This window comes from Paraburkholderia phenazinium, from assembly GCF_900141745.1.
GTDB lineage: Bacteria > Pseudomonadota > Gammaproteobacteria > Burkholderiales > Burkholderiaceae > Paraburkholderia > Paraburkholderia phenazinium_B.
This window is the reverse complement of sequence record NZ_FSRM01000001.1, coordinates 826,202-851,303: the sequence shown is the minus strand read 5'-3', so window position 1 is coordinate 851,303 and position 25,102 is coordinate 826,202. Positions and strand designations below refer to the sequence as shown.

The following is a 25,102-nucleotide window of genomic DNA, read 5'->3' as shown; positions in this document are numbered from 1 at the left end:
GCAATGAACAGGAATCCTGATAATGGACCGCCGCCCACGCTCGCGCACAACGTCGTTCATTTCGTGCGCGTATTGCGCGGCGCGGGGCTGCCGATGTCTCCCGCACAGGCGGTCGACGCCATCGCCGCCTTGCAGTGGGTCGACCTCGAGCGCCGCGATGACGTGCGCGCCGCGCTCGCCGCCCTGCTCGTCTCCGCACCCGACGAACGCGAAACCTTCAACGCCGCCTTCAATCTGTTCTGGCGCGATCCCGACTGGGAAGGCAAGTTGCGCGCGCTGCTATTGCCCAAAGTGCGCGACGGCCTGCCGCCGCCCAAGCGCAACAACCGCCTCGCCGATGCGCTCGCCGCACGTCCGCCCGGCTCGCGTAACACGCACGCCAAATCCGAAACCGAGCAGCGCGAACTGCACGCTCATGTCACCTTCAGCGCTGAGGAGCGTCTGCGCCACCGCGACTTCGATACCCTCAGCGCCGACGAATGGCGCACGCTGCGCCATGTGATTCGCGCCCACCGTCTGCCGCTCGCCACCGAACCGACTCGCCGCCTCAAGGCTGCCTCGCGCGGCACCCATGCGGACCTGCGCGCCAGCGCACGCCACGCGGTACGCTCGGGTGGCGACTGGACGGTGTGGAAATACCGCGCGGTCGTCGAGCGCAAACCGCCGCTCGTGCTGCTGCTGGACATCTCCGGATCGATGAGTGCGTACTCGCGCGCGGTGCTGTATTTTTGTCACGCGTTGTTGCAATCGCGCGAGCGGCTTCAGGTGTTCCTGTTCGGTACACGCCTCACCAACGCGACGCGTGCGCTGCGCGAGCGCGATCCCGACGTGGCGATCGCGACAATTGCCGATCAGGTCTTGGACTGGTCGGGCGGCACGCGCATCGGCGCCGCGCTCGCCGAATTTAACCGGCGCTGGGCACGCCGCGTGCTGACCGGCAGGGCAACTGTGCTGCTCGTCACCGACGGTCTCGACCACGAGGCCATCGACATGCTCGACACGGAAATGGCCCGTCTGCACCGCTTCGCCCACCGCATCGTCTGGCTCAACCCGTTACTTCGATACAGCGGCTTCTCTGCGAAAGCTCGCGGCATACAGGCGATCCTTCCGCATGTCGATGCGCACCGTCCGGTTCATAATCTCGATAGTCTGGCTGCGTTTGGTCGCGATCTGGCGCAGCTGACGCGCACACCTCGCGCGACTAATGCGGCCGGCACCCAGGCAGGAGTCAGGCAATGGAATTGACCGAAAGCTATACGCTACCCATCTCGCAGCAACGCACGTGGGAAGCGCTGAACGACACCGCCGTCCTGCGCGCGTCGATTCCCGGTTGCGAGAGCATCGAGGCAGACGGCGAGAATGCGTTTGCGCTCTCGATGAGCGCGTCGGTCGGTCCCGTGAAGGCTCGCTTCAAAGGGCGTATGCTGCTGACCGATATCGACGCGCCGCAGACGTATACCATCGTCTTCGAGGGTCAGGGCGGCGTGGCGGGCTTCGGCAAAGGCAGCGCGCGCGTCGTGCTCGAATCCGAAGGCGCCGAGGCGACGAAGCTGACGTACACCGCGAGCGCGCAGGTCGGCGGCAAGCTGGCGCAAATCGGCTCACGGCTCGTCGACGGTGCCGCGCGCAAGCTGGCCGGCGAATTTTTCAAGCGGTTCATCGCGCAGGTGAGCGGCGGCGGCGGAGACGCCGCAGCCGAAACTGCAGCGGCCGCAGACACAGCATCAAACGACGACGCCGATGCAGCATCCGGCGAAGATCAGACGAAAAGGAAGAAATCATGGACAGCGTGGATCTCGAAGTCCTGAAGTCCAGTGCACGCTGGCTCGAACAGGGACATCGCGCGCTACTGGTGACGGTGGTGAAAACGTGGGGCTCTTCGCCCCGTCCTGAAGGCGCCATGCTCGCCGTGCGCGACGATGGCCTCGTGGTGGGATCGGTGTCGGGCGGCTGCATTGAGGACGACCTGATCGAACGCGTGCGGCAACGCGGCATCGAACAGAATGTGCCTGAGGCGGTTAAGTACGGCATCTCGGCGGAGGAAGCGCATCGCTTCGGACTGCCTTGCGGCGGCACGATCCAGTTGGTGCTTGAGCCGCTCAGCAAGGCAAGCCTGATCGCTGAATTGTGCGACTCGGTGGAAAACGGCCGGCTGCTCGCGCGACGCCTCGATATGACAACCGGCGCGGTACAACTCGGACCCGCGCAGGCCACAGATGGCGTCGACTTCGACGGCGAGCGCCTGTTGACGATCCACGGGCCACGCTACCGGATGCTGGTAATCGGCGCGGGGCAATTGTCGCGCTATCTCTGCCACATTGCGGTGGGGCTCGACTATCAGGTGACCGTCTGCGATCCGCGCGAAGAGTACACCGACGAATGGGATATACCCGGCACGAAGATCGTCCGCACAATGCCCGACGACACAGTGCTCGAGATGAAGCTCGACGAACGTTGCGCTGTCATTGCGCTGACGCACGATCCGAAGCTCGACGACCTCGCGCTCATGGAGGCCTTGAAAACACCCGCGTTCTACGTCGGCGCACTGGGCTCGCGGCGCAACAACGCGGCCCGCCGCGAACGGCTCAAGGAGTTCGATCTGAACGATACGGAACTGGCCCGGTTGCACGGGCCGGTGGGCATCTATATCGGTAGCCGGACGCCGCCGGAGATCGCCGTATCGATTCTCGCCGAAGTGACGGCTGCCAAGAATGGCGTTTCGCTGCCCACGCTGCTGCAGGTTGAGGGCGCGAAGGCCGCACGGGAAATCGCTGCGAGCGGCGGAACGGCTTGCAGCGTGTAGTCGTTCGCAATCCTCTTCAACGTTAGCCATTCGGCTGACTGGTATCCCACCCGCAAATCCATAGCATGGCCTCATGCACGGCTCGTCCGTGGCCGGACGAAACGTTCGTCGCGCAAGTCGTTGCGACGTCGCTTTCGGCCGCCGCGTTCCGTGCACATAAATTGACAATTATTCCTTTGACGGAATATTCCATGGAGGCTATATTTATGGCGTGGGACGTTGAATACACCGACATGTTCGGTGCGTGGTGGGACGGTTTGACAGAGAAAGAGCAAGGTTCAGTCGACAATGCAATTGGATTGCTTGAAAACGTAGGACCCCATTTGCCTTACCCACACAGCAGCCAGGTCAAGGGCTCGAAATACAGCCGCATGCGCGAATTGAGAATCCAGCATGCAGGCAGGCCCTTCGGCGTGCTGTACATCTTCGACCCACTGCGCACCGGCATTCTTTTACTCGGTGGCGACAAGACCGGCAAGGATCGCTGGTACGCAATAAATATCCCGCGTGCTGATGCCCTATACGGCGCGCATCTGGCGCGACTTGATCAAGAAGGAGTCAATGATGGCGAGAAAGTATGCAGAACTGCGCGCGCAACTGTCACCGGAAGTGCGTGCCCGATCGGAGCAGGCAACCAAAGATCTGATCGCGGAAATGGCGCTCTCCGAATTGCGTCGTGCGATGGGTTTTTCGCAGGAAGGTCTGGCAACCGTGATGAACGTGAAGCAACCGAGCGTCGCAAAGCTCGAGCAGCGAACGGACATGTACGTCTCCACCCTGCGTGATCATATCCATGCGTTGGGCGGTGAACTGGTTTTGATCGCTCGCTTTGCCGATCGCGATGTGAAGATCAGTTCGGTGGGCGGACCGTCTACGTCGAAAGACGCAGCGGCCTGAACCGCCGCGGTCCGCACGGGCCGACGGGCGGCTATACCGGCCAGAGCGGCCCCTCCTGCATCGCGCCAAGCTGCTCACGCATCTCGAGAATACGGTCTTCCCAGTAGCGCTGCGTGTTGAACCATGGAAAGGCCGCAGGAAACGCGGGATCGTCCCAGCGGCGTGCCAGCCATGCCTGGTAGTGAATCAGCCGCAGCGTGCGCAACGCTTCGATCAGATACAGCTCACGCGGCTCGAACTCGCAAAAGTCTTCGTATCCCGCCAGCAGATCGGTGAGCGCGCGCGACGCTTCCGCACGCTCGCCCGGCAGCAACAGCCACAGATCCTGTACCGCCGGCCCCATGCGGCTATCGTCGAAGTCGACGAAGTGCGGACCGGCATCGGTCCACAGCACATTGCTCGGATGGCAGTCGCCATGCATACGCAAAGCGCGGATTTCGCCCGCTCGCTCGAATGCCTGTTCCACGCCTTCGAGCGCCAGGTTGATCACCGTCTCCCACGCCGTGCGCACATCGTCGGGAACGAAGCGTTGCGACAGCAGGAAATCGCGCGGCTCATAGCCGAAGGTCTGAATGTCGAGCGTAGGTCGTGCGGTGTAATCCCGCGTCTGTCCCACGGCGTGGATGCGGCCGATAAAGCGGCCCAGCCATTCGAGCGTATCGCGCCGGTCGAGATCCGGGGCGCGACCGCCTCGCCGCTCGAAGATCGAAAAGCGAAAACCGTCGAACGTGTGCAGCGTGCGGCCTTCGAAGACGCGCGCGGGCACCGCCGGAATCTCGCGCTCCACCAGTTCGGCCACAAACGCATGCTCTTCGAGAATCGCTTCGTCGGTCCAGCGCTCGGGCCGGTAGAACTTCGCGACAACGGGCGGGCCGTCCTCGACGCCGATCTGATAGACGCGGTTCTCGTAGCTGTTGAGCGGCAGCATGCGGCCATCGGTGCGCACGCCAACCGTGCTCAGCACGCTGTCGATAGCGTCGAGCACGCACTCCGGCTTAAGCCGGGCGAAAGGCACGGTGCCGGAGGCATCGTCCTGCGAATCGTGAGGTTCGTAGTTCATGCCCGCATTGTGCGCCGCGCCGTCGTCAAAGACGAGCGTTGCAGCGACACGCGCGGGCTACAACCCGCGTTCAGTGCATCTGCGCACTGGCTGGGCGCACGAGTTCGCCTGTATCGATAAGGTCTTCGAGGAAAAAGGGTTCTGTATTGAGTTGCAGCGAAGTGCCGGGTTCGCCGGCATACCACGCCACCATCGCCATGTCGCCCAGAATGCGCATGACGATTCCGCGCGCGCCCTGCGGCACGGCGATATGCACGGATCGGACGATAGAACCGACTTGCATGATATTTCCCCGTTCTCACGTAGCCGGCTATATGAGGATCGTGCCGGTCGAGGTGATGATAAAAAGCGCCGCTTCGCCGAACACGTTGCGCACGCACCTAAGTTTCTCCGCGTCGCACGCGGTGGTGGTGAAGCTCATTGTTGCCGTTTTGCGGGTGAGGGAAAAGCGGAAACTCGCGGTACATGACCCTTCATTTCAGCGCTTTCCTCTCATCGACTCCAGCAAAACGCCGCGCCGATGGCCTCACTGTACCGCATGATCAAGAGCCATCATAAACCTTGCGGCACTGATATATCAAAAACATGGGCCCAGGGTTCTTGCCTGGGCTGAACCCCAAGGAAACCGCAGTACAGTGTGAGTAGGAAGCCTGACGACCACTCGCGGGCTCACAGAAAGGACAATGTAATCGAACGCCATAATACGGCGCTGCACGATGGTCCTTTGACAGAAAGCGCTCAGCCCCGCTGGGCAAGCCTTCGGTGCGGCCAGGAGCGCCGCTGCAGTGCCACAAACAACTCCGACAGCAGTTCAGCCGTCGCCTATACTCGAAACAAGCGTGACAGCCACAGCAAACTAAAAAGACCGTCGCTGGCCGCGCGAAGATACAAGGAGACGAGCATGACGACCTACTTTACGATCGCCGATTTCATCCTGATCATTCCGATGGCACTGGCCGGCGCCCTGTTTCTCGGCGCGCTACCCTGCAAGACAGAATTTCGGCACAACGTCTTCCGCTTGATTGGCGCCCTGTTGGGCGTGGGCGTCGCGGTACTGCTAGTAGAAGGGCTTCCAGCGCTCGTCTAGCCCGGCCCGGGAATCCACCTGGGAGTCTTTAACAAGCCGCAGTCGGATAGCTGGTGAGGCAGCTTAGCGCGTGGTCGCGTCCAACGCGCCCGGCCCCTTGAACTGGCGTAACGCGCTACGGAAATAGGCGGGGTCGCTGGATCCGCCCGATTCGCTGCCTGCTGCGCGCTCGAGCGAATCGAGTGCGGGTAGAGCCGTCCACGGCAGCGTCGGGTGCTGATGATGCAGGCGATGCAGATGGTGGTTCATCAGCACACCTTGCCATCCACACGGCACGCGGAAATTGCGCGAGCGCCCGGGCTGATCCAGCGCGACACCATGATGCGGCAGGTTGTCAGCCAGCGAGAGCCACACGCCGCGCAAATACATCGTCAAGGCCAGCACCGGCCACCACGTTCCGTACAGGTAAAAAGCAAGCACGAACAAGCCGAGCGTCAATAGCCAGTCGCGACGGATTCGTGCGCGTCGCGCGGGGTCGGTAGCGAAGCTGGTGAAATGACGCTGTACGTCGACGCCGACCGGTCCCTGCGAGCCGATAGCGCGAGCCACGAGCGAACGCGCGACGTTAGCGGGCGCGAATGCAAGCAGCGGGATCATCAGTTCCCCTGCGTACAGCCCACCGAGCAAACGTCCGTAGTAGCTCACCCAGCAAGGCCACACTTCCGCGACGGGACGGCTGCGATCGAGCACATCCGGGCGATCAAAAGGCTCACGCGTAAAGCGATGATGCATCAGGTGTCCGAAACGTACCGCGTCGAACGGCAACGCAAACGCAATGGCCAGCGCACGTGCAACACCTTCGTTCAGACGCCGTCCAGCAAACAGTTGTCCATGAATCGCCTCGTGAATCAAACCCCAGTGCGTGGGTGTCAACACAACCAGCGGCACGATCAGTAGCAGCGCCGGCATGCCCCATGCGCGCAGCAGCGCGGGAAGCGCAAATAGCTGTAGCGCGGTCGCGATCGTCACGACCGTCAGCAACGTGAGATTGGCACGTACGTCGATGGCAGCGCGTTTGGACGCGCGTCGTCCATGCGCCGTGGATTGCGTTGCCGGGCCGCCCTGGGCGACCGCACCTGGGTCCATCTTCCCTCCGTCGAGACGACATCGCCCGCGACCTTAGCAGTGCTGTATGACAGCGGGAAGAACGGTGTCACCGGGTAACAGCGCGTAACGGAAAGCCCAAGCCCATAAAGGAAAGCCGCCTTACGGCGGCTTTCAGAATCACACTATGTCAGTCAGTTCGACGATCAGACCGCCTGATCCGTCGAGGGCTTTTCCCACAGGTTGACGCCACCCTCGGTCGCGAAGCGATCGATCTCCGCCAGCTCTTCGTTCGAAAACTCGAGGTTCTTCAGCGCGCCCACGTTCTCAACCAGCTGCTCGGGTTTGCTCGCGCCGATCAGCACCGACGTGATACGGCCACCGCGCAGTGCCCAAGCGAGTGCCATCTGCGCGAGACTTTGACCGCGGCGCTGGGCGATTTCATTGAGCTTACGCACATGCTCGATGTTCTGCGCACTGAGGTGGTCCTGCTTCAGCGAGTCGCCGCCCGGTTTGTTGACGCGTGCATCTGCCGGCACACCGTTCACGTACTTGCCGGTCAACAGACCTTGCGCAAGCGGCGTGAAAGCGATGCTGCCAGTGCCGATTTCGTCGAGCGTGTCGAGCAGCTCATGCTCGACCCAACGGTTCAGCATGTTGTACGCCGGCTGGTGGATCAGCAGCGGCACCTTGTATTCGGCAAGCAGCTTCGCCATCTCGCGGGTCTTGGCGGCGGAGTACGACGAAATCCCGACGTAGAGCGCCTTGCCCTGTTGCACGGCGCTCGCCAGTGCACCGGCGGTTTCTTCGAGTGGCGTGTCAGCGTCGAAACGGTGCGAATAGAAGATATCCACGTAGTCGAGCCCCATGCGCTGCAGGCTCTGATCGAGACTCGCGAGTACGTATTTGCGCGAGCCGCCGCCCTGGCCATACGGACCCGGCCACATATCCCAGCCGGCCTTCGACGAGATCAACAGCTCGTCGCGGTACGGCTTGAAATCGTCCTTGAAGATGCGCCCGAAATTCGTTTCGGCACTGCCGTACGGCGGCCCATAATTGTTCGCCAGATCGAAGTGCGTGATGCCGAGATCGAATGCAGTGCGCAGGATGTCGCGTTGCGTCGAGATCGGCGTGGTGTCGCCGAAGTTGTGCCACAGGCCCAGCGAAAGCGCCGGCAGTTTGAGGCCCGACTTGCCGCAAACGCGGTATTGCATGTCCGAATAGCGTGCTGGAGCTGCTTCGTAAGCCATTGCTTGAATCCTTGGTGAAGAAGGAAGGAGAGTTGTCACGCAGCCGCGTTGCCAACTGTCTGGCGAGCCTGGCCGGCCGTGACTACTATGTTGCGCGGCCGCGCACGGTTTCATGCGGGGTGTGACGAACCAACTATATTAGCGAATCGTCGAAAGGATTGCAGGCGTCCATTATGCGGGACACGTGAAGCTTGCACATGGACGCGCCCTTGACGCTCCCCTACACTTCCACGACTTTTCTACAGGAGGAAGTTCATGACCAAAGCGATTTCGCTCGCATTGATTGTCGGCGGCGTGGTGCTGCTGTATTTCGGCGGCCAGGCGTTCCACTCGTTTAGCAGCGACGTGTCGCGCGTCTTCACGGGCTCGCCGACCAACAAGGCCATCATGCTGATCGCAGGCGGCGTGATCGCCACGCTCGCAGGTCTGATCGGAATGGCGACTTCAGGCGGAAAACGCTGAGGCAAGCGACCGGCTGTGGGACTCCGCTGCGCAGGCCGGTTTTAAACGTCCCCGCAGCGGGGCTGGGCGACACGCGATGGCCTACGGGTCGCATTTTCTGCAACGAAGGATTGAACGCGAGCCGGTCCAGCGCGCCCCGGCCTAACGCGCCCCTCAGAATGCAATCTCCGGCTTCGACGCCGAACGCGAACCCGGTAACGGCACATTGCTCGCGCCGTGATAGGTGTACACCAGCGAAAACTTCACCTGGTCGCTGAGATTCTTGCCGGCCGAATGCAGCGTGTTGCAGTGGAAGAACACCACATCGCCCGGCTTGAGTTCCGGTGACACCGCCGTCCGGATCAGCGCCTGATTTTCCGGCAGATCGGAGCGGAAGAATTTCGCTTCGTCGAAACGATCCGACGTGAACGTCGCAGTATGCGATTGCGGCACCAGCCACAGCGCACCGTTATCCACCGTTTCAGAGCCGAGCGCGAGCCACACCGAAACCAGATCATCACGCTCGAACGACCAGTAGCGCACGTCGCGATGCCAGCCGGTCAGGCTGCCATACGCGGGATGCTTGGTCATCATGCAATTGTGATGCGCCCGCGAGAGGCGCGGCTCCTCGCCGAAATAGGTTTCCATCCAACCGCGGATTTCCGGCGCCGTGGCCCACTCCGCAAAATGCGGATGGCGTGCATACGCATCGAGCAGGCGCCGCACGGTATGGCCGCCGGGCGCGTGCTTCGACTCGGGCGCGCCGGGGTACTGCAGATCCGCCTCGAATTCGATCGGAGTGGCTGCTTCCTGCAACTGCCGCTGCGCGATCTGCTTCAGCTCGTTGCAGCGCTCGGGCGAAACCAGCCCCGGCACCACGACGAAGCCCCGTTCCCGCAACACCTGAACCTGTTCTTTCTTTGAGTGACCTGACATGGGTATTCCGTTACTTTCTACTGACCGATGCTCGATTGTAAAACGTGCGCGATCAGCGTGCGGACTTTGCCATGCTCCCATCCCGGACGAGTGCACGCGACAGGGGCGGGCGTGCACGCTTATCGATCGCAAAGGGTCCGACCGTGAGCGCTTTACAGCACGATCTGCCCCGTAAAAACCCGCAGACGCGAGGGTTATAACGGACTTTCTGACGTCACGATTCGCGTGTAGCCTGCACCCATGTTGATTGCAATTCCCGCTGCGTTCCTTAGCGCACGGCCTCCGCAGGTCGCTGCCGCCACTTCCCGCTCAGTTTTTGGGCTTGCGCGTCCATCCCGCTGGCATAGATGGTGCTCGTTTTTATAGCACCTCCCGTCGCGTGACACGCTGCCTACATTTCGAAGCCATGCACACTCTCCTGAATACCCGTCTCACCCGCGCCGCCCTCAAGGCAGCGCGTCCCGCGCGCCGTCACGTCGTGCGTGCGCTGCGCCATCACGCAACCCGCACCCGTGCCCTCGCCGGCCAATGGCGCGAGGCCAAACCGGTCGACAGCATCCGCACATGGTTCCAGATGTTTTTCACCGCGCTGCGTACGCAAGCCGGCTCGCGCCGCTTTTCGCTACGCACGCTCCTGCGCAAGCCGACGCCGCGTCGCGCGCTGCCGCCAAAACGCGTAAGCGCACCACGCAGCACAAGCCGCCGGCCGCGCCGGATGTCGTTTGGCCATGAAGGCTGGTTCGGCTTCGCGGGCCTTTAATAGAAAAAGCCCCGCCCGGCTCAACGCCGGCGGGGCTTTTTGCTGACGCAGTACGAGTACGCGTTAGACGACCGCGGCAACCGGCTCCGTACCAGCAGCCTCGGCGAGGGCCAGCGCTTTGTCCGTCGCTTCCCACGTGAATTCCGGCTCTTCGCGGCCGAAGTGGCCGTAAGCCGCGCTCTTCTCGTAGATCGGACGCAGCAGATCCAGCATCTGGATGATGCCCTTCGGACGCAGGTCGAAGTGTTCCTGCACGAGGCGCGTGATCGTTGCATCCGACACGCGGCCCGTGCCGAACGTGTTGACCATCACCGACGTCGGCTGAGCCACGCCAATCGCATACGACACCTGAATCAGGCAACGCGACGCCAGGCCCGCAGCCACGATGTTCTTCGCGACATAACGGCCAGCATAAGCGGCCGAACGGTCGACCTTCGACGGATCCTTGCCCGAGAACGCGCCGCCGCCGTGCGGTGCTGCGCCGCCGTACGTGTCGACGATGATCTTGCGGCCGGTCAGGCCACAGTCGCCTTGCGGACCGCCAATCACGAAACGGCCAGTCGGGTTGACCAGGAACTTGATGTCGCCCTTGATCAGCTCGGCCGGCAGCGTCGGCTTGATCACTTCTTCGATCACGGCTTCGCGCAGCGTGGACAGTTCGATATCCGGCGAATGCTGCGTGGACAGCACGACCGTATCGATCGAATGCGGCTTGCCGTCGACATAGCGCACGGTGACCTGCGACTTCGCATCCGGACGCAGCCACGGCAGACGGCCGTCGCGGCGCAGGTTGGCCTGGCGCTCGACCAGACGGTGCGACAGGTGGATCGGCAACGGCATCAGTTCCGGCGTTTCTTCACACGCAAAGCCGAACATCAGCCCCTGGTCGCCGGCGCCCTGATCGAGGTTGTTGTCGTGTGCACGGTCGACGCCCTGGGCGATGTCCGGCGACTGCTTGTCGTACGCGACAAGCACCGCGCAACCGCGATAGTCGATACCGTAGTCGGTGTTGTCGTAGCCGATGCGCTTGATCGTATTGCGCGCGACCTGGATGTAGTCGACGTTTGCAGTGGTGGTGATTTCACCGGCCAGCACGACGAGACCCGTGTTGCACAGCGTTTCCGCGGCAACACGTGAGTATTTGTCCTGAGTCAGGATCGCGTCGAGAATCGCGTCCGAGATCTGGTCCGCCACCTTGTCCGGATGGCCTTCGGAAACCGATTCTGAGGTGAAGAGATAGTCGTTTGCCACGTTGCAGACTCCTGTTGTGTGGTTACGGTTGAGTTTCACGTAGCCAGCTCCGGAAGCCTGAAGCGGCGACGCTTTAGCGGATTTCCTGACTGCCCGGTGCGTATCACGTGGATCGCGCCCGGCAGCTTCGCCCCGCAAGTTGTCTATTAACTCGGCGAAGCCCTTATTATAGCGACTTCCTACAATTGTCACAGAGTACCCACGCGTGTTGTATTTCGACTCGTTTTCGGTTTTCTCAAACGTAGCGTCCTCGTGCGCGCGCCGCGGAGCGTCAGCATGCTGAGCCGCTTCGGATCCAAACTCGCCATCGGACTGCTGAAACTGTTTGCGCTATTGCCATACGGAGTGATCGCCCGCCTCGGCGACGGTCTCGGCTGGCTGCTGTATCAAATCCCCAGCAATCGCAAACGCATCGTACATATCAACTTGAAACTGTGCTTCCCCGAGTGGAGCGACGAACGCCGCGAGGACGTCGCCCAGAAGCACTTCCGCCATGCGATCCGCAGCTATGTGGAGCGCAGCGTGCAGTGGTTCGGCTCGGCCAGGAGGCTCGAGAAACTGATCCAGCTCGACAGCGCGATCGACCTCACCGATCCCAACCTGCCGCCCACGCTGTTTCTCGGTTTTCACTTTGTCGGCATCGAGGCAGGTTCGATCTTCCTCAACTACTCGCTGCATCGACAGTGCGGTTCGTTGTATCAGCCCATGTCGAACCCGGAACTCGAGGAAGTCGCCAAGGCGGCGCGCGCACGCTTCGGCGCGGATATGGCGAGCCGCGCGGACAGTGCGCGCATCGTGCTGCGCTGGCTGCGCGACAAAAAGCCGGTCATGCTGGGGGCCGATATGGACTACGGCATGCGCAATTCCGCCTTTGTACCGTTTTTCGGCGTGCCGACCTGCACACTGACCGCCGTCGGACGGCTTGCGAAGGTCGGCCAGGCGCAGGTGGTGCCGTTTATCGGCGAGGTGCTGCCCCACTACAAAGGCTACCGTCTCAAGGTATTCAAGCCGTGGGAAAACTACCCAACCGGCGACGACGAGGCCGACGCGCGCCGCATGAACGCTTTCCTGGAAGAGCAGATTCCGAAGATGCCGGAACAGTACTATTGGGTGCACAAACGCTTCAAGACGCGGCCGCCGGGCGAGCCGAGCGTGTATTGAAACGCCGTTAGCCGCATGTCCGCGCGCGTCACTTACAATAGCGCCATGAGACTGAAATTCACCAAGATGCACGGCGCGGGCAACGACTTTGTCGTGCTCGACGGCTTTACGCAGCCGCTCAGCCTGAGCGGGGAGCAGGTGCGCGCGCTCGCGGACCGGCACTTCGGCGTCGGCGCCGACCAGTTGCTGCTGGTCGAAAAGCCCACCATCGACGGCGTGGATTTCAGGTACCGCATCTTCAATTGCGACGGCGGCGAGGTCGAGCATTGCGGCAATGGCGCACGCTGCTTCGTCAAGTTCGTGCGCGACATCCATCTGACCGACAAGCGCAGCGTGCGCGTCCAGGTGCAGAACGGCATCCTCACGCTGACCATGCAGGACAACGGCGAAGTCACCGTGGACATGGGCATGCCGGTGTTCGAACCGGCCCGCGTGCCGTTCGATGCGAGCGGCCTCGACGGCCGCCGGGAAGGCGACGACACGCTCTGGCCGCTCGAGGTGAACGGCGCCACGCGTTGGGTCTCGGTCGTTTCGATGGGTAATCCACATGCAGTGCAGGTGGTCGACGACGTCGAGGCGTTTGCCGTGCTCGTCGACGGCCCGCTCATCGAGCATCATCCGCGCTTCCCACAACGGGTGAACGCCGGCTTCATGCAGATCGTCGCGCGCAACGAAATCAAGCTGCGTGTCTACGAACGCGGCGTTGGCGAAACGCTGGCGTGCGGCACGGGCGCCTGCGCAGCGGTCGCCGCCGGCATTCGCCGCGGGCAGCTCGAAGCGCCCGTGAAGGTACACACCCACGGCGGTACGCTAACTATTTCCTGGAACGGTGAGCACGAAAACACACCGCTCCTGATGGCCGGTCCCGCTGCGACCGTCTTCGAAGGTGAGATCGAACTGGCCGACTGAGCGAAAGAACGCGCGGCCGGATGCACAGCCCGCGCCTGACCCGACCAGTGGCCAGCTACCCCCAATGACCGATGCGCCCGTTTAAGGGCGTAGTCCTTTAGCCGAAACCATGAACGATCGCGAAGTCGCCGAATACCTGCTCGCCAACCCCGACTTTTTCGCGGAACACGCGGAAATGCTCGCGACCATCAAGCTCGCGAACCCGCACGGCAAATCCGCGGTTTCGCTGCAGGAACGGCAGATGGAAATGCTGCGCGACAAGAACAAGCTTCTCGAACGGCGTCTTGCCGAACTGCTGCGCTACGGGCACGAGAACGACAGCATTGCCTCGAAATTCAACCGCTGGACCACCCGCGTGATGTCAGAGCGCGATCCGTACGCGTTGCCGCGCACCATCGCCAATGGCCTGCGCGAAGTGTTCGACGTACCGCAGGCAGCGCTGCGTGTGTGGGACGTGGCGGAGCCGTACACCCAGGCGGACTTCGCGCGCCAGGTGGGCGAGGAAGTCCGCATCTTCGCCAATAGCCTCACCAGCCCGTATTGCGGTGCGAATACCGGTTTCGAAGCGGCGCAATGGCTGGTGCCGGCGGTGACCTCCGTGCCCGCGGAAGGCGCTGCGGCACAGGAAGGTGCGCACGCAACGGAATCGATCGCATTACTGGCCCTGCGTGAACCCGAGAGCAACGAAGACGCACCGACTTTCGGCCTGCTGGTGATGGGCTCACCCGACCCGCGCCGCTTTCACGAAGGCATGGCAACCGACTTCCTGACGCAGATCGGCACCTTGGCCAGCGCGGCGTTGAGCCGTCTGCTGCCGCGCTGACGCGCCCGGCTGTCCACCAACTCCCGCCGCTCGCCACAGCACGCGCCCGCTACCGTGACCACCGCCGACCCGATCGCCGATTACCTCTCGAATCTCGAACACGAGCGGCGGCTTTCAGCGCACACGCTGCGCGGCTACACCCACGAGCTGGATGAACTGAAGCTGCTGGCCAAGGGACGGCCGCTCGAAAGCCTCACCGCCATCGACATCCGCGGCGCCGTTTCCCGAGCACACGCGGCAGGCATGACGGCTCGCTCGATCAGTCATCGGCTATCGGCATGGCGGGCGTTTTACCGCTGGCTCGCGGGCCGCGTCGATCTGCCAGCCAATCCGGTCGCCACCGTGCGGGCGCCGAAGCAGGCGAAGACGCTGCCCAAGGCGCTCTCGGTCGACGATGCCAACCGGCTAATGGAAGCGCCCAGCGCCGGCACCGCCGAAGGCTTGCGCGACCACGCGATTCTCGAGCTGTTCTATTCGTCCGGCTTGCGCCTCGCCGAACTGGTCGGGCTGGACGTGCGCTTTGCCGATGCCGATGGCTATCGTTCCGCCGGCTGGCTCAAGCTCGATTCGACCGAAGTCGAAGTGCTCGGCAAGGGTAACCGGCGCCGCATCGTGCCGGTCGGCAGCAAGGCAATCGACGCGCTCAACGCCTGGCTCGCGGTGCGCGGCGAGTTCGTCAGGCAGGATCCGCATCCGCTGTTTCTGTCGGCGCGCGGCAACCGGATGTCGCCGAACGTCGTGCGCGACCGGGTCAAACGCCTGGCGCTGGTCGCCGGCATTCCCGCCAACGTGCATCCCCACGTGCTGCGGCATTCGTTTGCCACCCACGTGCTGCAATCGAGCGGTGACCTGCGCGCCGTGCAGGAACTGCTCGGGCACGCCAGCATCACCGCGACCCAGGTGTACACCGCGCTCGATTTCCAGCATCTGGCGCACGTCTACGATCAGGCGCATCCGCGCGCCAAAAAACGCGACTGAGACGGCTTTTTATGGGCCATAGGCGCCCGATGTCTCCGGTTTCGCCGCTTTACGCGGCACCTTGTTCTGCTCAATACCTCTCGAAGTCATGAATACCGTCACGCTGAAACCGTCGAAAGAAAAGTCGCTGCTGCGCCGCCACCCGTGGGTCTACGCGACCGCGATCGACCGCGTCGACGGTAATCCTGCTGCCGGCGCGACCGTGCTGGTGCGCTCGCACGACGGCCGCTTTCTGGCGCGCGCTGCCTACAGCCCGCACTCGCAAATCCGCGCGCGGGTATGGAGTTTCGACGAAGCCGAGCCGATCGACCATGCGTTCTTCAAGCGCCGCGTGCAGCGCGCCATCGAGCATCGCCAGGCGATGGTTCAAAATACCGGCGCTGTGCGGCTTATCTTCGGCGAGGCCGACGGCCTGCCAGGCCTGATCGTCGACCACTACGTCGCCGATGACGCGGGCCAGCGCAGCCAACTCGTCTGCCAGTTCATGGCTGCCGGCGTCGAGGCGTGGAAAGAGGCGATCGTCGCAGCCTTGAGCGCGGCAACCGGCTGCCCGAATGTCTATGAGCGCTCCGACGTGTCGATCCGCGAAAAGGAAGGTCTGGAGCAGATCACCGGCGTGCTGGCGGGCGAAGCGCCGTCCGACGCGCTGATTGCCAGCGAAAACGGCGTGCGCTACCACGTGGATGTGCGCAATGGCCATAAGACCGGCTTTTACGTCGATCAGCGCGACAACCGGGCGCTCGTCCAGCAGCTGGCGAAGGATCGCGAGGTGCTGAACTGCTTCTGCTACACCGGCGGCTTCTCGCTGGCGGCGCTCAAGGGCGGGGCGAAACGCGTGGTGTCGATCGACTCGTCCGGCGAAGCGCTGGCGTTGGCACAACAGAACGTCGTCGCCAATGGTTTTGACGGCGAACGCGCCACCTGGCTCGACGCCGATGCCTTCAAGACACTGCGCCGCCTGCACGAAGAAGGCGAGCGCTTCGACCTGATCGTGCTGGATCCGCCCAAATTCGCGCCATCGCGCGAGCACGTGGACCGTGCCGCGCGCGCCTACAAGGACATTAACCTGACGGGCCTCAAGCTGCTGCGGCCGGGCGGCCTGCTGTTCACATACTCGTGCTCGGGCGCGATCGACGCCGAGCTGTTCCAGAAGATCGTCGCCGGCGCGGCCGCCGATGCCCGCGTCGACGCCCGTATCCTCAAGCGGCTGGGGGCCGGTGTCGATCATCCGTTGCTCACCGCTTTTCCGGAAGGCGAGTACCTGAAAGGCCTATTGTTGCAAATCGCCTGATCGCCCATAGTTGAGGAATATTTCCTTTGCAGGCGGCAGGGTTTGAAGCGCGTCCGAAACCCCGCCTGCAGCGGCTTGACAGATATGTTTCAATAACCGATCAGCTCGAACGGCGCGGCCCACATCTCCGGCGTTCGACACAAGCATTCCGATTCACGCACAAAACAGGCGACCACCATGATTCCCGTCACGATCCTGACCGGCTTCCTCGGCAGCGGTAAAACCACACTGCTCAAGCGCATCCTGAACGAAAAGCACGGCATGAAGATCGCCGTGATCGAGAACGAGTTCGGCGAAGAGAACATCGATAACGAGATCCTCGTGCAGGACAGCAACGAGCAGATCATCCAGATGAGCAACGGCTGCATCTGCTGCACGATCCGCGGCGACCTGGCACGCGTGCTCAGCGACCTGGCCGCGAAAAAGCGCGCCGGCGAACTGGATTTCGAACGCGTCGTGATCGAAACCACAGGTCTCGCGAACCCCGGCCCGGTGGCGCAGACGTTCTTCATGGATAACGAGATCGCCGACGAATTCCTGCTCGACGCGATCATCACGCTGGTCGACGCGAAGCACGCGAATCACCAGCTGGATGAGCACGAAGTGGTGCAGCGCCAGGTCGGCTTTGCGGACCGTCTGTTCGTTACCAAGTCGGACCTCGTGGATGAAGCCGCCCTCGACGACCTGCGCCATCGCCTGCTGCACATGAATCCGCGCGCGGCGATCAAGGTGGTGAATTTCGGTGACGCCGATATCAAGGAAATCTTCGATCTGCGCGGTTTCAACCTGAATTCCAAGCTCGAAATCGATCCGGACTTCCTCGCCGAAGACGAGCACGCGCACGACCACGCCCATGATCATGACCATGGGCACGATCATGCGAATTGCGACCACGATCATGGCCACTGCGATCACGAAGGCCACGACCACGGCCGCCATCACCATGCGCATCACGACGACAAGATCAAATCGTTCGTGTTCCGCAGCGACCGGCCGTTCGATCCGAACAAGCTCGAAGACTTCCTCGGCGGCATTCTGCAGATCTACGGCGAGCGCCTGCTGCGTTACAAGGGCGTGCTGTATATGAAGGGTGTCGACCGCAAAGTGGTGTTCCAGGGCGTCCATCAGATGATGGGCAGCGATCTGGCCGCCAAATGGCAACCGGTCGAGAAGAAGAACAGCAAGATGGTGTTCATCGGCATCGAACTGCCTCAAGACCTGATCGAGGACGGCCTGAGCGCCTGCCTGGCCTGAACGGCGGGGAAGCGCCCGAAAAGCCAGCGTCAGGCGCGGGAAAAGCACTGAAACGAGCCGGGAACGCGAAATGCTGCCGGCTCGACAAGTCCCGAATCCGACTAAAGCCGACCCGAGAGCACGACACGTGTGAAAAACGCGTGAAAACCCCTGTTGCAGGAATCGTGCAAGCCCATCGCTTTTTAGCCGTTCGCGCGTTATATTTTCGGGATATTGGCGTGCCGCCCCTCGTAATAATCCCGGTTGCGGCGGCGGATTGTGATTCAGTTACAATACGTGCCCACTGGAGAATGAGAACGATTGCCCGGTCAGCGCGTATCCCGCGCCGGGCCTGACACGGCGCCGGAAAATCTAATCCGGGGAGTAGCACGCCGACAAGCTGGCTGGCCCACCGCCTCGAAAGGCGCGCCACCGGTAAGCAATGCCTCAGGAGCATTTGAAAATCGTTTCCAGAGGAGTTCGGCCCCGCATCGACGTCTCGTCGCCTGGCGCCTTGGCGTCCGGCGTTTAGACGCCCCGCGCTTCGGCGTCACGACAACCCACCGTCCGTGTTCGCCGGCGCTCATTGAGCGTTTTGAGGCGCCTTTGCGGGCAACACGAGAGTGCGGGCAACATGTACGAGTTTTGCCTCACATTGAAGAAGCAAGCCAGATGACGACGAAACGACTCTTGACCGAAGCCGAAATCCTGAAGATGAGCGACAAGGATTACATGAATGAGGATCAGCTCGCTTTCTTCAAGAACAAGCTCGAACAGCTGCAGGCGGACATTCTCCGCAATGCTGGCCAGACGACCGAAAACCTGCGCGAAACCGTGATCGTGCCGGACCCGGCCGACCGCGCAACGATCGAGGAAGAGCATGCGCTGGAACTGCGCACGCGCGACCGCGAACGCAAGCTGCTGAAGAAGGTGCAGCAATCGATCGCGCGCATCGAATCGGGCGAATACGGCTGGTGCGAAGAAACCGGCGAGCCGATTGGCATTCCGCGTATGCTGGCCCGGCCCACGGCAACCCTGTCGCTCGAAGCGCAGGAACGCCGCGAACTGCGCCAGAAGCTGTTCGGCGACTGAACGTCTGCGGCGCGGCTACCGCGCGCCCTGATACGCTGCTTCGTTGAGAGGCGCACGGTGAACTGTGCGCCTTTTTCTTTGCGTGGGCCGAGCCTTGAGCCAGCCGCGCCATGCCTTGATCCGCCTGTCGTCCGGCTGCCGGAAGCTTTTACCGCTCTGTGCCCCAGCCTCGCTGCGAGGCCCGTCATTTTTCTGCCCGGCCGTCCGATCTCCGCGCCGTACCCCCATCTCTGCCGCTTTTTTCCGGCGTATTTCCGCCCTTAGCCATCCGGCTGGCTCTTGATATGACGGCGCAAGCCCTAAAATAAACCGGACATGCGTTGCACGAGCACGCGCGGGCCGCTTTCTAGCGGCTATACGCTGCGGTTCGCCGCCCAACGCATCGGCACGCTGGCGCGCAAGCGCCTCCGCGTCCTACCCGTTTTGCAAAAGGAATGCATATGGAGCAATTTCACGGCACGACGATCGTCTCCGTGCGTCGCGGCGACAAGGTCGCCCTCGGCGGCGACGGCCAGGTCACACTAGGCAATATCGTCATGAAGGGCGGTGCCAAAAAAGTCCGGCGCATCTATAACGGCCAGGTGCTGGTCGGTTTCGCCGGCGGCACCGCCGATGCCTTTTCGCTGCTCGACCGCTTCGAAGCCAAGCTCGAAAAACATCAGGGCAATCTGACCCGCTCGGCCGTCGAGCTGGCGAAAGACTGGCGCACCGACCGCATGCTGCGCCGGCTCGAAGCCATGCTGATCGCCGCCGACGCGCACACCACCCTAGTCATCACCGGCAACGGTGACGTCCTCGATCCGGAAGGCGGCATCTGCGCGATCGGCTCGGGCGGCTCCTACGCGCAGGCGGCGGCCAAGGCGCTAGCGGATAACACCGAGCTATCGCCGCGCGAGATCGTCGAAAAGTCCCTGCAGATTGCCGGCGACATGTGCATCTACACGAATCACAACCGCGTTATCGAGACGATCGAGTAAGGACACACGATGAGCACCATGACCCCTGCCGAGATCGTCTCGGAACTCGACAAGCACATCATCGGCCAAGGCCGCGCCAAGAAAGCGGTCGCGGTGGCGCTGCGCAACCGCTGGCGCCGTCAGCAGGTGGGCGACCCACTGCGCCAGGAAATCACGCCGAAGAACATTCTGATGATCGGACCGACAGGCGTCGGCAAGACGGAAATCGCCCGGCGTCTGGCCAAGCTGGCCGACGCCCCGTTCATCAAGATCGAGGCCACCAAGTTCACCGAAGTGGGCTACGTGGGCCGCGATGTGGACAGCATCGTGCGCGACCTGATCGAAATCTCGGTCAAACAGACCCGCGAAACCGAAATGCGCAAGGTGCGCACCAAGGCTGGAGATCAGGCGGAAGACCGCATTCTCGACATTCTTTTGCCGAGCGCGCGGCCGGTTGGGTTCGGCGCCAGCGATACCACGGACGAAGGTAGCACCACCCGTCAGACGTTCCGCAAGCGTCTGCGCGAAGGCCAGTTGGACGACAAGGAAATCGAGCTTGACGTCGAACTGCCGCAGGCGGGCATGGACATCATGGGGCCGCCGGGCATGGAGGACATGACCGAGCAGATCCGTTCGATGTTCGCCAATCTCGGTGGCGGCAAGAAGACGCGCCGCAAGCTGAAGGTGAAGGAAGCGTTGAAGGTGCTGACGGATGAAGAAGCGTCCAAGATGCTCAACGACGAGGAGGTCAAAACCAAGGCCGTGCAGAACGTCGAGCAGAACGGCATTGTCTTTCTCGACGAGATCGACAAGATCGCCTCGCGCAGCGAAGCGGGCGGCGCTGAAGTATCGCGTCAGGGCGTGCAGCGCGATCTGCTGCCGCTCGTCGAAGGCACGACGATCAACACCAAGTACGGCATGGTGAAGACCGATCACATCCTGTTCATCGCGAGCGGCGCGTTCCATCTCGCGAAGCCGAGCGATCTGATCCCCGAACTGCAGGGCCGTTTTCCGATTCGCGTCGAACTGGATTCGCTGTCGGTGAATGACTTCGAATCGATTCTGGTGTCGACGGACGCGAGCCTCGTGAAGCAATACCAGGCACTGCTCGCGACCGAAGACGTGCGCCTCGACTTCGCCGACGACGGTATTCGCCGCCTCGCGGAAATCGCCTTTTCGGTGAACGAGAAGACCGAGAATATCGGCGCGCGCCGGCTTTACACGGTGATCGAAAAGCTGCTCGAAGAGGTGTCGTTTGCTGCCGGTAACCATGCCGGCACGGACGTCAGGATCGATGCGGCATACGTGGACCGCGCGCTGAACGAAGTCGCGGACGACGAAGATTTGTCGCGATATGTGCTTTAACGGCTGCATGCGGTTCGGCGGCAGCGGCGCGGTCGGCCGCTGACACCGCTGAAACAAAACGCACGCAGCAAGAAAAACGGGCGGCCTCGCAAGAGACCGCCCGTTTTTTATTAAAGCTAAAAGCCTTCTGGCGACGCTTCACCCGTCGCCGTAACGTGCGCCCGCGCTCGCTCTTACTGCTTCACCGGCCGCTTCGCCAGCTTGCGTTGCAACGTCCGCCGGTGCATGTTCAACGCCCGCGCCGTCGCGGAGATATTGCCGCCGTTCTCCGCCAGCACGCGCTGAATATGTTCCCATTCGAGGCGTGCCACCGAAAGCGGCGTGGGATGCTCGATCGCCGCGTCCGCCTGCAGCGCGCTCGCTTCGGTTTGCAGTGCCGAGAGAATCGTCTCCACGTTGGCAGGCTTGGCCAGATAGTTGTCGGCACCGTCCTTCACCGCCTGCACGGCCGTCGCAATGCTCGCGTAACCGGTCAGCACCAGCATCCGCGCGTCCGGTTGCAATTCGCGCAACGGCGCTACCAGCGTCAGCCCCGAATCGTGGCCCAGGTGCAAATCCACCGTGATCTGGCCGAACTTCTGCTGGTTCGCGAGCTTGATCGCCTCGTCTGCGTTGTGCGCTTCGGCCACCGTGTAGCCGCGCCGCGTCAGACCGCGCGCGAGGATGCCGGAGAACACTTCGTCGTCGTCGATCACCAGAAAATTCATGTCGCTCATGCCTGTTTCTCCGTATTGGATGGCACGGTGCCTGTGCGGCCCGCGCCGGAAGATTGTCGACCCGCCACCGGCAAGCGCAGCACCGCGCGGGTGCCGCGCGGCCTGGCCTCGCGGGCGTCGGTCAGCTCGATCGATCCGCCGAGCCGCGCCGCCGCCGAAAACGCCAGATACAGCCCCACGCCGTGACCACCCTGGGTGCTGTCGACGGGCATCGTGCCAAGCGAGCCGCGCAACGATGCCGGTATGCCGGGCCCTGCGTCGCAAACTTCAAACTGGATGCGATCGCCCGGCAGCGACAGCGTCGCGGTCAGCGTCACGTGATCGCTGCTGGCGCGCGCCGCATTGTCCAGCAGGATCGTGAGAATCTGGCTGACCGCGACCGTATCGTCAAGGTTCAGTTCGGCGGGCGGCGTGCCAAGTTGCTCGAACTTGACGTGCGGATGGCGCAGACGCCACTGCTGCGCAAACGACTCGAGCCACTCGCCAACGGGTTGCCGGCTCGCCGGCGCCGAGGCGCGCGAGCGCAACCGCGCAAGCGCCGAGGTACACAGCGTCATCTGTTGCTCGAGCAGGTCCAGATCAGCGGCGTAAGGGGCGAGGCCCTTGTCGGTACGCGCCGCGTCGCGCAGTTCCTCGGAGAGCATCGCGATGGTCGATAGCGGTGTGCCGATCTCATGCGCGACGGTCGCCGCCTGCACGCCGAGGGCAACCGCGCGTTCGTCCCGCAAGAGGCGCTGCTGGGCGTCGCCGAGTGCCGCGTCACGTTGCCGCAGTGCGCGCGACATGCGTGCGACGAACCATGCAATCAGGCCCACGCTCACCGTGAAGTTCACCCACATGCCCGCCCGGTAGTAGTCGAACAGATTGGCGGGATTGTCGAGATTCAGCGGCACCGAATCGAAACCGAGCACGGCGTAGCAAGCCACCGCAAATGCCGCGAGCCACAGCATCAGATGCCACGGCAACACCGCCGCCGCGATCGCGAGCGAGGGCAGGTAAAGCGAGACGAACGGATTGGTCGTGCCGCCCGACAGAAAGAGCAACGCCGACAATGAACCGAGATCGACCCATAGCTGGCCGAACAGTTCGAGATTGGATTCGGGCCGCTGACGCGAGACGCGCCACCAGGTCAGCGCGTTGAAGGCCACTTCGAGGCTGACCACAAGCAGCATGGCCGGCAGAGGCAGATGCACGCCCACAAAGATCTGCACGACAGCAATGGTCACCAGTTGGCCGATGATCGCAAGACTGCGCAGCCAGAACAGATGTCCCAGGTTGACCCGGCCGGTAATGGTTATACGATGCATAACGCCAGTTTACCTGTTGGGAGTTGTCCGACACACTGTGTTGAGCGTGGACATTACCATTGAGCGTTTGATCGCAATCGCGCTCTCGCCTGGACAGACTCATGCCGCTTACGATTTCCGCCCCCGGCCACCCTGCGTGGGTCGCCTTCCTGATTTTCCTTCAGCGCGCCGCGGCGGCGCAGCAAAACGGCGAGGCCGAAGCCCAGGCCATCTGGCTTGAAGCCGCCACACTGCTGCAGCCCGTCGAACACGACACGCTTGCAAACATCACTGGCGCGCTGCTGGAACAAAACCGCCACGACGACGCCATCGCATTCGCCGCCATTATTGCGCAACTGCGTCCCGACGATGCCGCTGCCAGCTTCCGCTTAGGCTACGCGCTGCAGCTCGCCGACCGCCATGCCGAGGCGCTTGTGCCGTACCGCCGCGCCCTCACTCTCGAACCGGACTTTCCCCAACTGCGCACGAATCTGGCTGGCGCAATCGCGCTCACCGGCGGCGATGTGGCCGAACAGATCACGTTGCTGGAAAGTGCGGTCGCAGCCGACCCGTTCGACAGCAACGCCTGGATCAATCTCACCCAGTCGAGCCGCTTCGCGATGGATCTGCCGCGCGCGCTGGAAGCAGGCGCTCGCGCAGCGGAACTGGCGCCCCACAACTCGTTGGCGCTGAACAACTATGCGCTGGCACTCAAGGAAGCGCAACGCTGGGACGACGCCGTTCGTTTCGCGCAGGCCGCCTGCGAACTCGCGCCCGGCGACCCGGCGATGCGTTCGAATCTGGCGTTGCTGCATCTGGTGCATGGCGACTACGCGCAGGGCTGGCCCGCTCACGAAGCGCGCTGGCAAGGTTCGAAGGAACTTGACGGCAACCGTCCGGCGATGCCGGCGCCGCAGTGGCAGGGCGAGCCGCTTACGGGCAAGACACTGCTGGTGTGGGGCGAACAGGGCATGGGCGATCTGCTGCAATGCTGCAGGTTCATCCCGCTGCTGGCGGCGCATGTGCATGCGCAAGGCGGCCGCGTCGTGTGGAATTCGTTCCCGCAGATGGGAGCGCTGCTGGTACGCAGCCTGGGCAGCCACGTGGACGAATACTCCGCGGGTGGTGGCATCGAGACACTGCCCGCATTCGACTATGAAATACCGTTAATGAGCGTGCCGCTCGTGCTCGGCACGCTCGGCGATACCCTTCCCGACGCGGTCCCGTATCTGCACGCGGATGCCGCAGCCAGCGCAACCTGGCGCGAACGGCTCGCCGGAGAAAAACGGCTTAAGGTCGGACTGGCGTGGACTGGCAGCCTCAGCCATCAGCGCAATCCGTTCCGGGCGGTGGGCTGGCAGCGCTACGCGTCGGCCTTTGCCGGTATCGACGGCGTCGCGTTCTATTCGTTGCAGCATGGCGCCACAGCAGATGTTGCCGCCGCGCAGTCAGCCGGGCTGCCCATGGCCGACTACACCGCCGAGCTGAAAAGTTTCGACGACACCGCGGCCTTCGTCAGCGCGCTCGATCTGGTGATTACGGTGTGCACGTCGGTCGCGCATCTGAGCGGGGCAATCGGGCAGCGCACGTGGGTGCTGCTCGACACCAATCCACACTGGACATGGCTGCTCGAACGGCACGATAACCCGTGGTATCCAACCGCCACGCTGTACCGGCAACGGCAGTTCGCCGACTGGGATCCGGTGCTGGAAGACGTAGCGCGAGACCTCGGCACGCTAGCCGGCCAGCGGTAACGACGCGGC

Annotated in this window: 25 protein-coding genes and 1 pseudogene; 18 read left to right on the top strand and 8 right to left on the bottom strand. The window is 62.8% G+C overall.

Translation table 11 applies throughout. The features are described 5' to 3' along the window. The first annotated feature begins 3 nt into the window (after positions 1–3). The 5 genes and pseudogenes from BUS06_RS04010 to BUS06_RS38055 all read left to right on the top strand — a co-directional run bounded on the left by BUS06_RS04010 (position 4) and on the right by BUS06_RS38055 (position 3,700). Entirely contained in the window at positions 4–1,245 is a 1,242-nt protein-coding gene (locus BUS06_RS04010; RefSeq protein WP_074265902.1) for a vWA domain-containing protein, read from the top strand. Then, complete coding sequence (locus BUS06_RS04005) at positions 1,236–1,808, top strand: SRPBCC family protein (protein ID WP_074263088.1); 573 nt, start codon at positions 1,236–1,238, stop codon at positions 1,806–1,808. The genes BUS06_RS04010 and BUS06_RS04005 overlap by 10 nt, the downstream gene beginning before the upstream one ends. Then, positions 1,781–2,803 carry an XdhC family protein gene (locus BUS06_RS04000; RefSeq protein ID WP_074263087.1) on the top strand — a complete coding sequence of 341 codons (1,023 nt, stop codon included), beginning with the start codon at positions 1,781–1,783 and terminating at the stop codon, positions 2,801–2,803. Before BUS06_RS04005 ends, BUS06_RS04000 begins: the two co-directional genes overlap by 28 nt. A 65-nt stretch (positions 2,804–2,868) precedes the next feature. Further along, a pseudogene (locus BUS06_RS38060) lies at positions 2,869–3,315 on the top strand (type II toxin-antitoxin system RelE/ParE family toxin); the annotation flags it as partial. Positions 3,316–3,364: 49 nt separating this feature from the next. After that, the gene (locus BUS06_RS38055) at positions 3,365–3,700 is read left to right on the top strand and encodes a helix-turn-helix domain-containing protein (protein ID WP_367946949.1); all 336 of its coding nucleotides are present in this window, start codon (positions 3,365–3,367) and stop codon (positions 3,698–3,700) included. 31 nt (positions 3,701–3,731) lie between these two features. On the opposite strand, the gene BUS06_RS03985 is transcribed toward BUS06_RS38055, so the two are convergent. Both BUS06_RS03985 and BUS06_RS03980 read right to left on the bottom strand, forming a co-directional pair. Next, positions 3,732–4,760: a serine/threonine protein kinase gene (locus BUS06_RS03985; RefSeq protein ID WP_074263086.1), complete on the bottom strand. Its 1,029-nt coding sequence runs from the start codon at positions 4,758–4,760 to the stop codon at positions 3,732–3,734. Between the two features lie 70 nt (positions 4,761–4,830). Further along, entirely contained in the window at positions 4,831–5,043 is a 213-nt protein-coding gene (locus BUS06_RS03980) for a hypothetical protein (protein WP_074263085.1), read from the bottom strand. A 618-nt stretch (positions 5,044–5,661) separates the two neighbouring features. On the opposite strand from BUS06_RS03980, the gene BUS06_RS03975 reads away from it, so the two are divergent. Then, positions 5,662–5,847 carry a hypothetical protein gene (locus BUS06_RS03975; RefSeq protein WP_074263084.1) on the top strand — a complete coding sequence of 62 codons (186 nt, stop codon included), beginning with the start codon at positions 5,662–5,664 and terminating at the stop codon, positions 5,845–5,847. Positions 5,848–5,910: 63 nt separating this feature from the next. Here the strand turns inward: BUS06_RS03975 and BUS06_RS03970 are convergent, their stop codons facing one another. Together BUS06_RS03970 and mgrA are read right to left on the bottom strand one after the other, a co-directional pair. After that, on the bottom strand, positions 5,911–6,933 hold the full coding sequence (locus tag BUS06_RS03970; RefSeq protein WP_083611342.1) for a fatty acid desaturase: 1,023 nt from the start codon (positions 6,931–6,933) through the stop codon (positions 5,911–5,913). Positions 6,934–7,097: 164 nt separating this feature from the next. Continuing rightward, complete coding sequence (gene mgrA / locus BUS06_RS03965; RefSeq protein ID WP_074263083.1) at positions 7,098–8,141, bottom strand: L-glyceraldehyde 3-phosphate reductase; 1,044 nt, start codon at positions 8,139–8,141, stop codon at positions 7,098–7,100. 255 nt (positions 8,142–8,396) lie between these two features. Between mgrA and BUS06_RS03960 the strand changes: the two genes are divergently transcribed. Continuing rightward, the gene (locus BUS06_RS03960; protein WP_074263082.1) at positions 8,397–8,603 is read left to right on the top strand and encodes a DUF3185 family protein; all 207 of its coding nucleotides are present in this window, start codon (positions 8,397–8,399) and stop codon (positions 8,601–8,603) included. Between the two features lie 153 nt (positions 8,604–8,756). Here the strand turns inward: BUS06_RS03960 and BUS06_RS03955 are convergent, their stop codons facing one another. After that, positions 8,757–9,518, bottom strand: a complete 762-nt coding sequence (locus tag BUS06_RS03955) for a phytanoyl-CoA dioxygenase family protein (RefSeq protein ID WP_074263081.1) — start codon at positions 9,516–9,518, stop codon at positions 8,757–8,759. Between the two features lie 406 nt (positions 9,519–9,924). On the opposite strand from BUS06_RS03955, the gene BUS06_RS03950 reads away from it, so the two are divergent. Next, complete coding sequence (locus BUS06_RS03950) at positions 9,925–10,278, top strand: hypothetical protein (RefSeq protein ID WP_074263080.1); 354 nt, start codon at positions 9,925–9,927, stop codon at positions 10,276–10,278. Positions 10,279–10,341: 63 nt separating this feature from the next. Here BUS06_RS03950 and metK read toward each other — a convergent pair whose 3' ends face one another. After that, positions 10,342–11,529: a methionine adenosyltransferase gene (metK, locus tag BUS06_RS03945; protein ID WP_074263079.1), complete on the bottom strand. Its 1,188-nt coding sequence runs from the start codon at positions 11,527–11,529 to the stop codon at positions 10,342–10,344. Between the two features lie 276 nt (positions 11,530–11,805). On the opposite strand from metK, the gene BUS06_RS03940 reads away from it, so the two are divergent. The 9 genes from BUS06_RS03940 to hslU all read left to right on the top strand — a co-directional run bounded on the left by BUS06_RS03940 (position 11,806) and on the right by hslU (position 21,337). Continuing rightward, a complete protein-coding gene (locus BUS06_RS03940) occupies positions 11,806–12,690 on the top strand; it encodes a lipid A biosynthesis lauroyl acyltransferase (RefSeq protein WP_074263078.1) in 885 nt (294 codons plus the stop codon). Between the two features lie 45 nt (positions 12,691–12,735). Further along, on the top strand, positions 12,736–13,599 hold the full coding sequence (dapF, locus tag BUS06_RS03935; RefSeq protein ID WP_074265900.1) for a diaminopimelate epimerase: 864 nt from the start codon (positions 12,736–12,738) through the stop codon (positions 13,597–13,599). Positions 13,600–13,708: 109 nt separating this feature from the next. Then, positions 13,709–14,422 carry a DUF484 family protein gene (locus BUS06_RS03930; RefSeq protein ID WP_074263077.1) on the top strand — a complete coding sequence of 238 codons (714 nt, stop codon included), beginning with the start codon at positions 13,709–13,711 and terminating at the stop codon, positions 14,420–14,422. Positions 14,423–14,476: 54 nt separating this feature from the next. Continuing rightward, complete coding sequence (gene xerC, locus BUS06_RS03925; RefSeq protein ID WP_074263076.1) at positions 14,477–15,400, top strand: tyrosine recombinase XerC; 924 nt, start codon at positions 14,477–14,479, stop codon at positions 15,398–15,400. Between the two features lie 88 nt (positions 15,401–15,488). Further along, a complete protein-coding gene (locus BUS06_RS03920) occupies positions 15,489–16,691 on the top strand; it encodes a class I SAM-dependent rRNA methyltransferase (protein ID WP_074263075.1) in 1,203 nt (400 codons plus the stop codon). A 177-nt stretch (positions 16,692–16,868) separates the two neighbouring features. Beyond that, positions 16,869–17,945 (top strand): CobW family GTP-binding protein, encoded by a 1,077-nt coding sequence (locus BUS06_RS03915; RefSeq protein ID WP_074263074.1) that lies wholly within the window; start codon positions 16,869–16,871, stop codon positions 17,943–17,945. Positions 17,946–18,596: 651 nt separating this feature from the next. Further along, the gene (dksA, locus tag BUS06_RS03910) at positions 18,597–19,016 is read left to right on the top strand and encodes an RNA polymerase-binding protein DksA (protein ID WP_074263073.1); all 420 of its coding nucleotides are present in this window, start codon (positions 18,597–18,599) and stop codon (positions 19,014–19,016) included. A gap of 440 nt (positions 19,017–19,456) precedes the next feature. Beyond that, positions 19,457–19,993 (top strand): ATP-dependent protease subunit HslV, encoded by a 537-nt coding sequence (gene hslV, locus BUS06_RS03905; RefSeq protein WP_074263072.1) that lies wholly within the window; start codon positions 19,457–19,459, stop codon positions 19,991–19,993. Between the two features lie 9 nt (positions 19,994–20,002). Further along, a complete protein-coding gene (gene hslU / locus BUS06_RS03900) occupies positions 20,003–21,337 on the top strand; it encodes an ATP-dependent protease ATPase subunit HslU (RefSeq protein ID WP_074263071.1) in 1,335 nt (444 codons plus the stop codon). Positions 21,338–21,510: 173 nt separating this feature from the next. On the opposite strand, the gene BUS06_RS03895 is transcribed toward hslU, so the two are convergent. Both BUS06_RS03895 and BUS06_RS03890 read right to left on the bottom strand, forming a co-directional pair. Then, positions 21,511–22,053, bottom strand: a complete 543-nt coding sequence (locus tag BUS06_RS03895) for a response regulator transcription factor (protein WP_074263070.1) — start codon at positions 22,051–22,053, stop codon at positions 21,511–21,513. Next, positions 22,050–23,360 (bottom strand): ATP-binding protein, encoded by a 1,311-nt coding sequence (locus tag BUS06_RS03890; protein ID WP_074263069.1) that lies wholly within the window; start codon positions 23,358–23,360, stop codon positions 22,050–22,052. Before BUS06_RS03890 ends, BUS06_RS03895 begins: the two co-directional genes overlap by 4 nt. Before the next feature lie 101 nt (positions 23,361–23,461). On the opposite strand from BUS06_RS03890, the gene BUS06_RS03885 reads away from it, so the two are divergent. Further along, positions 23,462–25,093, top strand: a complete 1,632-nt coding sequence (locus BUS06_RS03885; protein ID WP_074263068.1) for a tetratricopeptide repeat protein — start codon at positions 23,462–23,464, stop codon at positions 25,091–25,093. Positions 25,094–25,102: the final 9 nt, after the last annotated feature.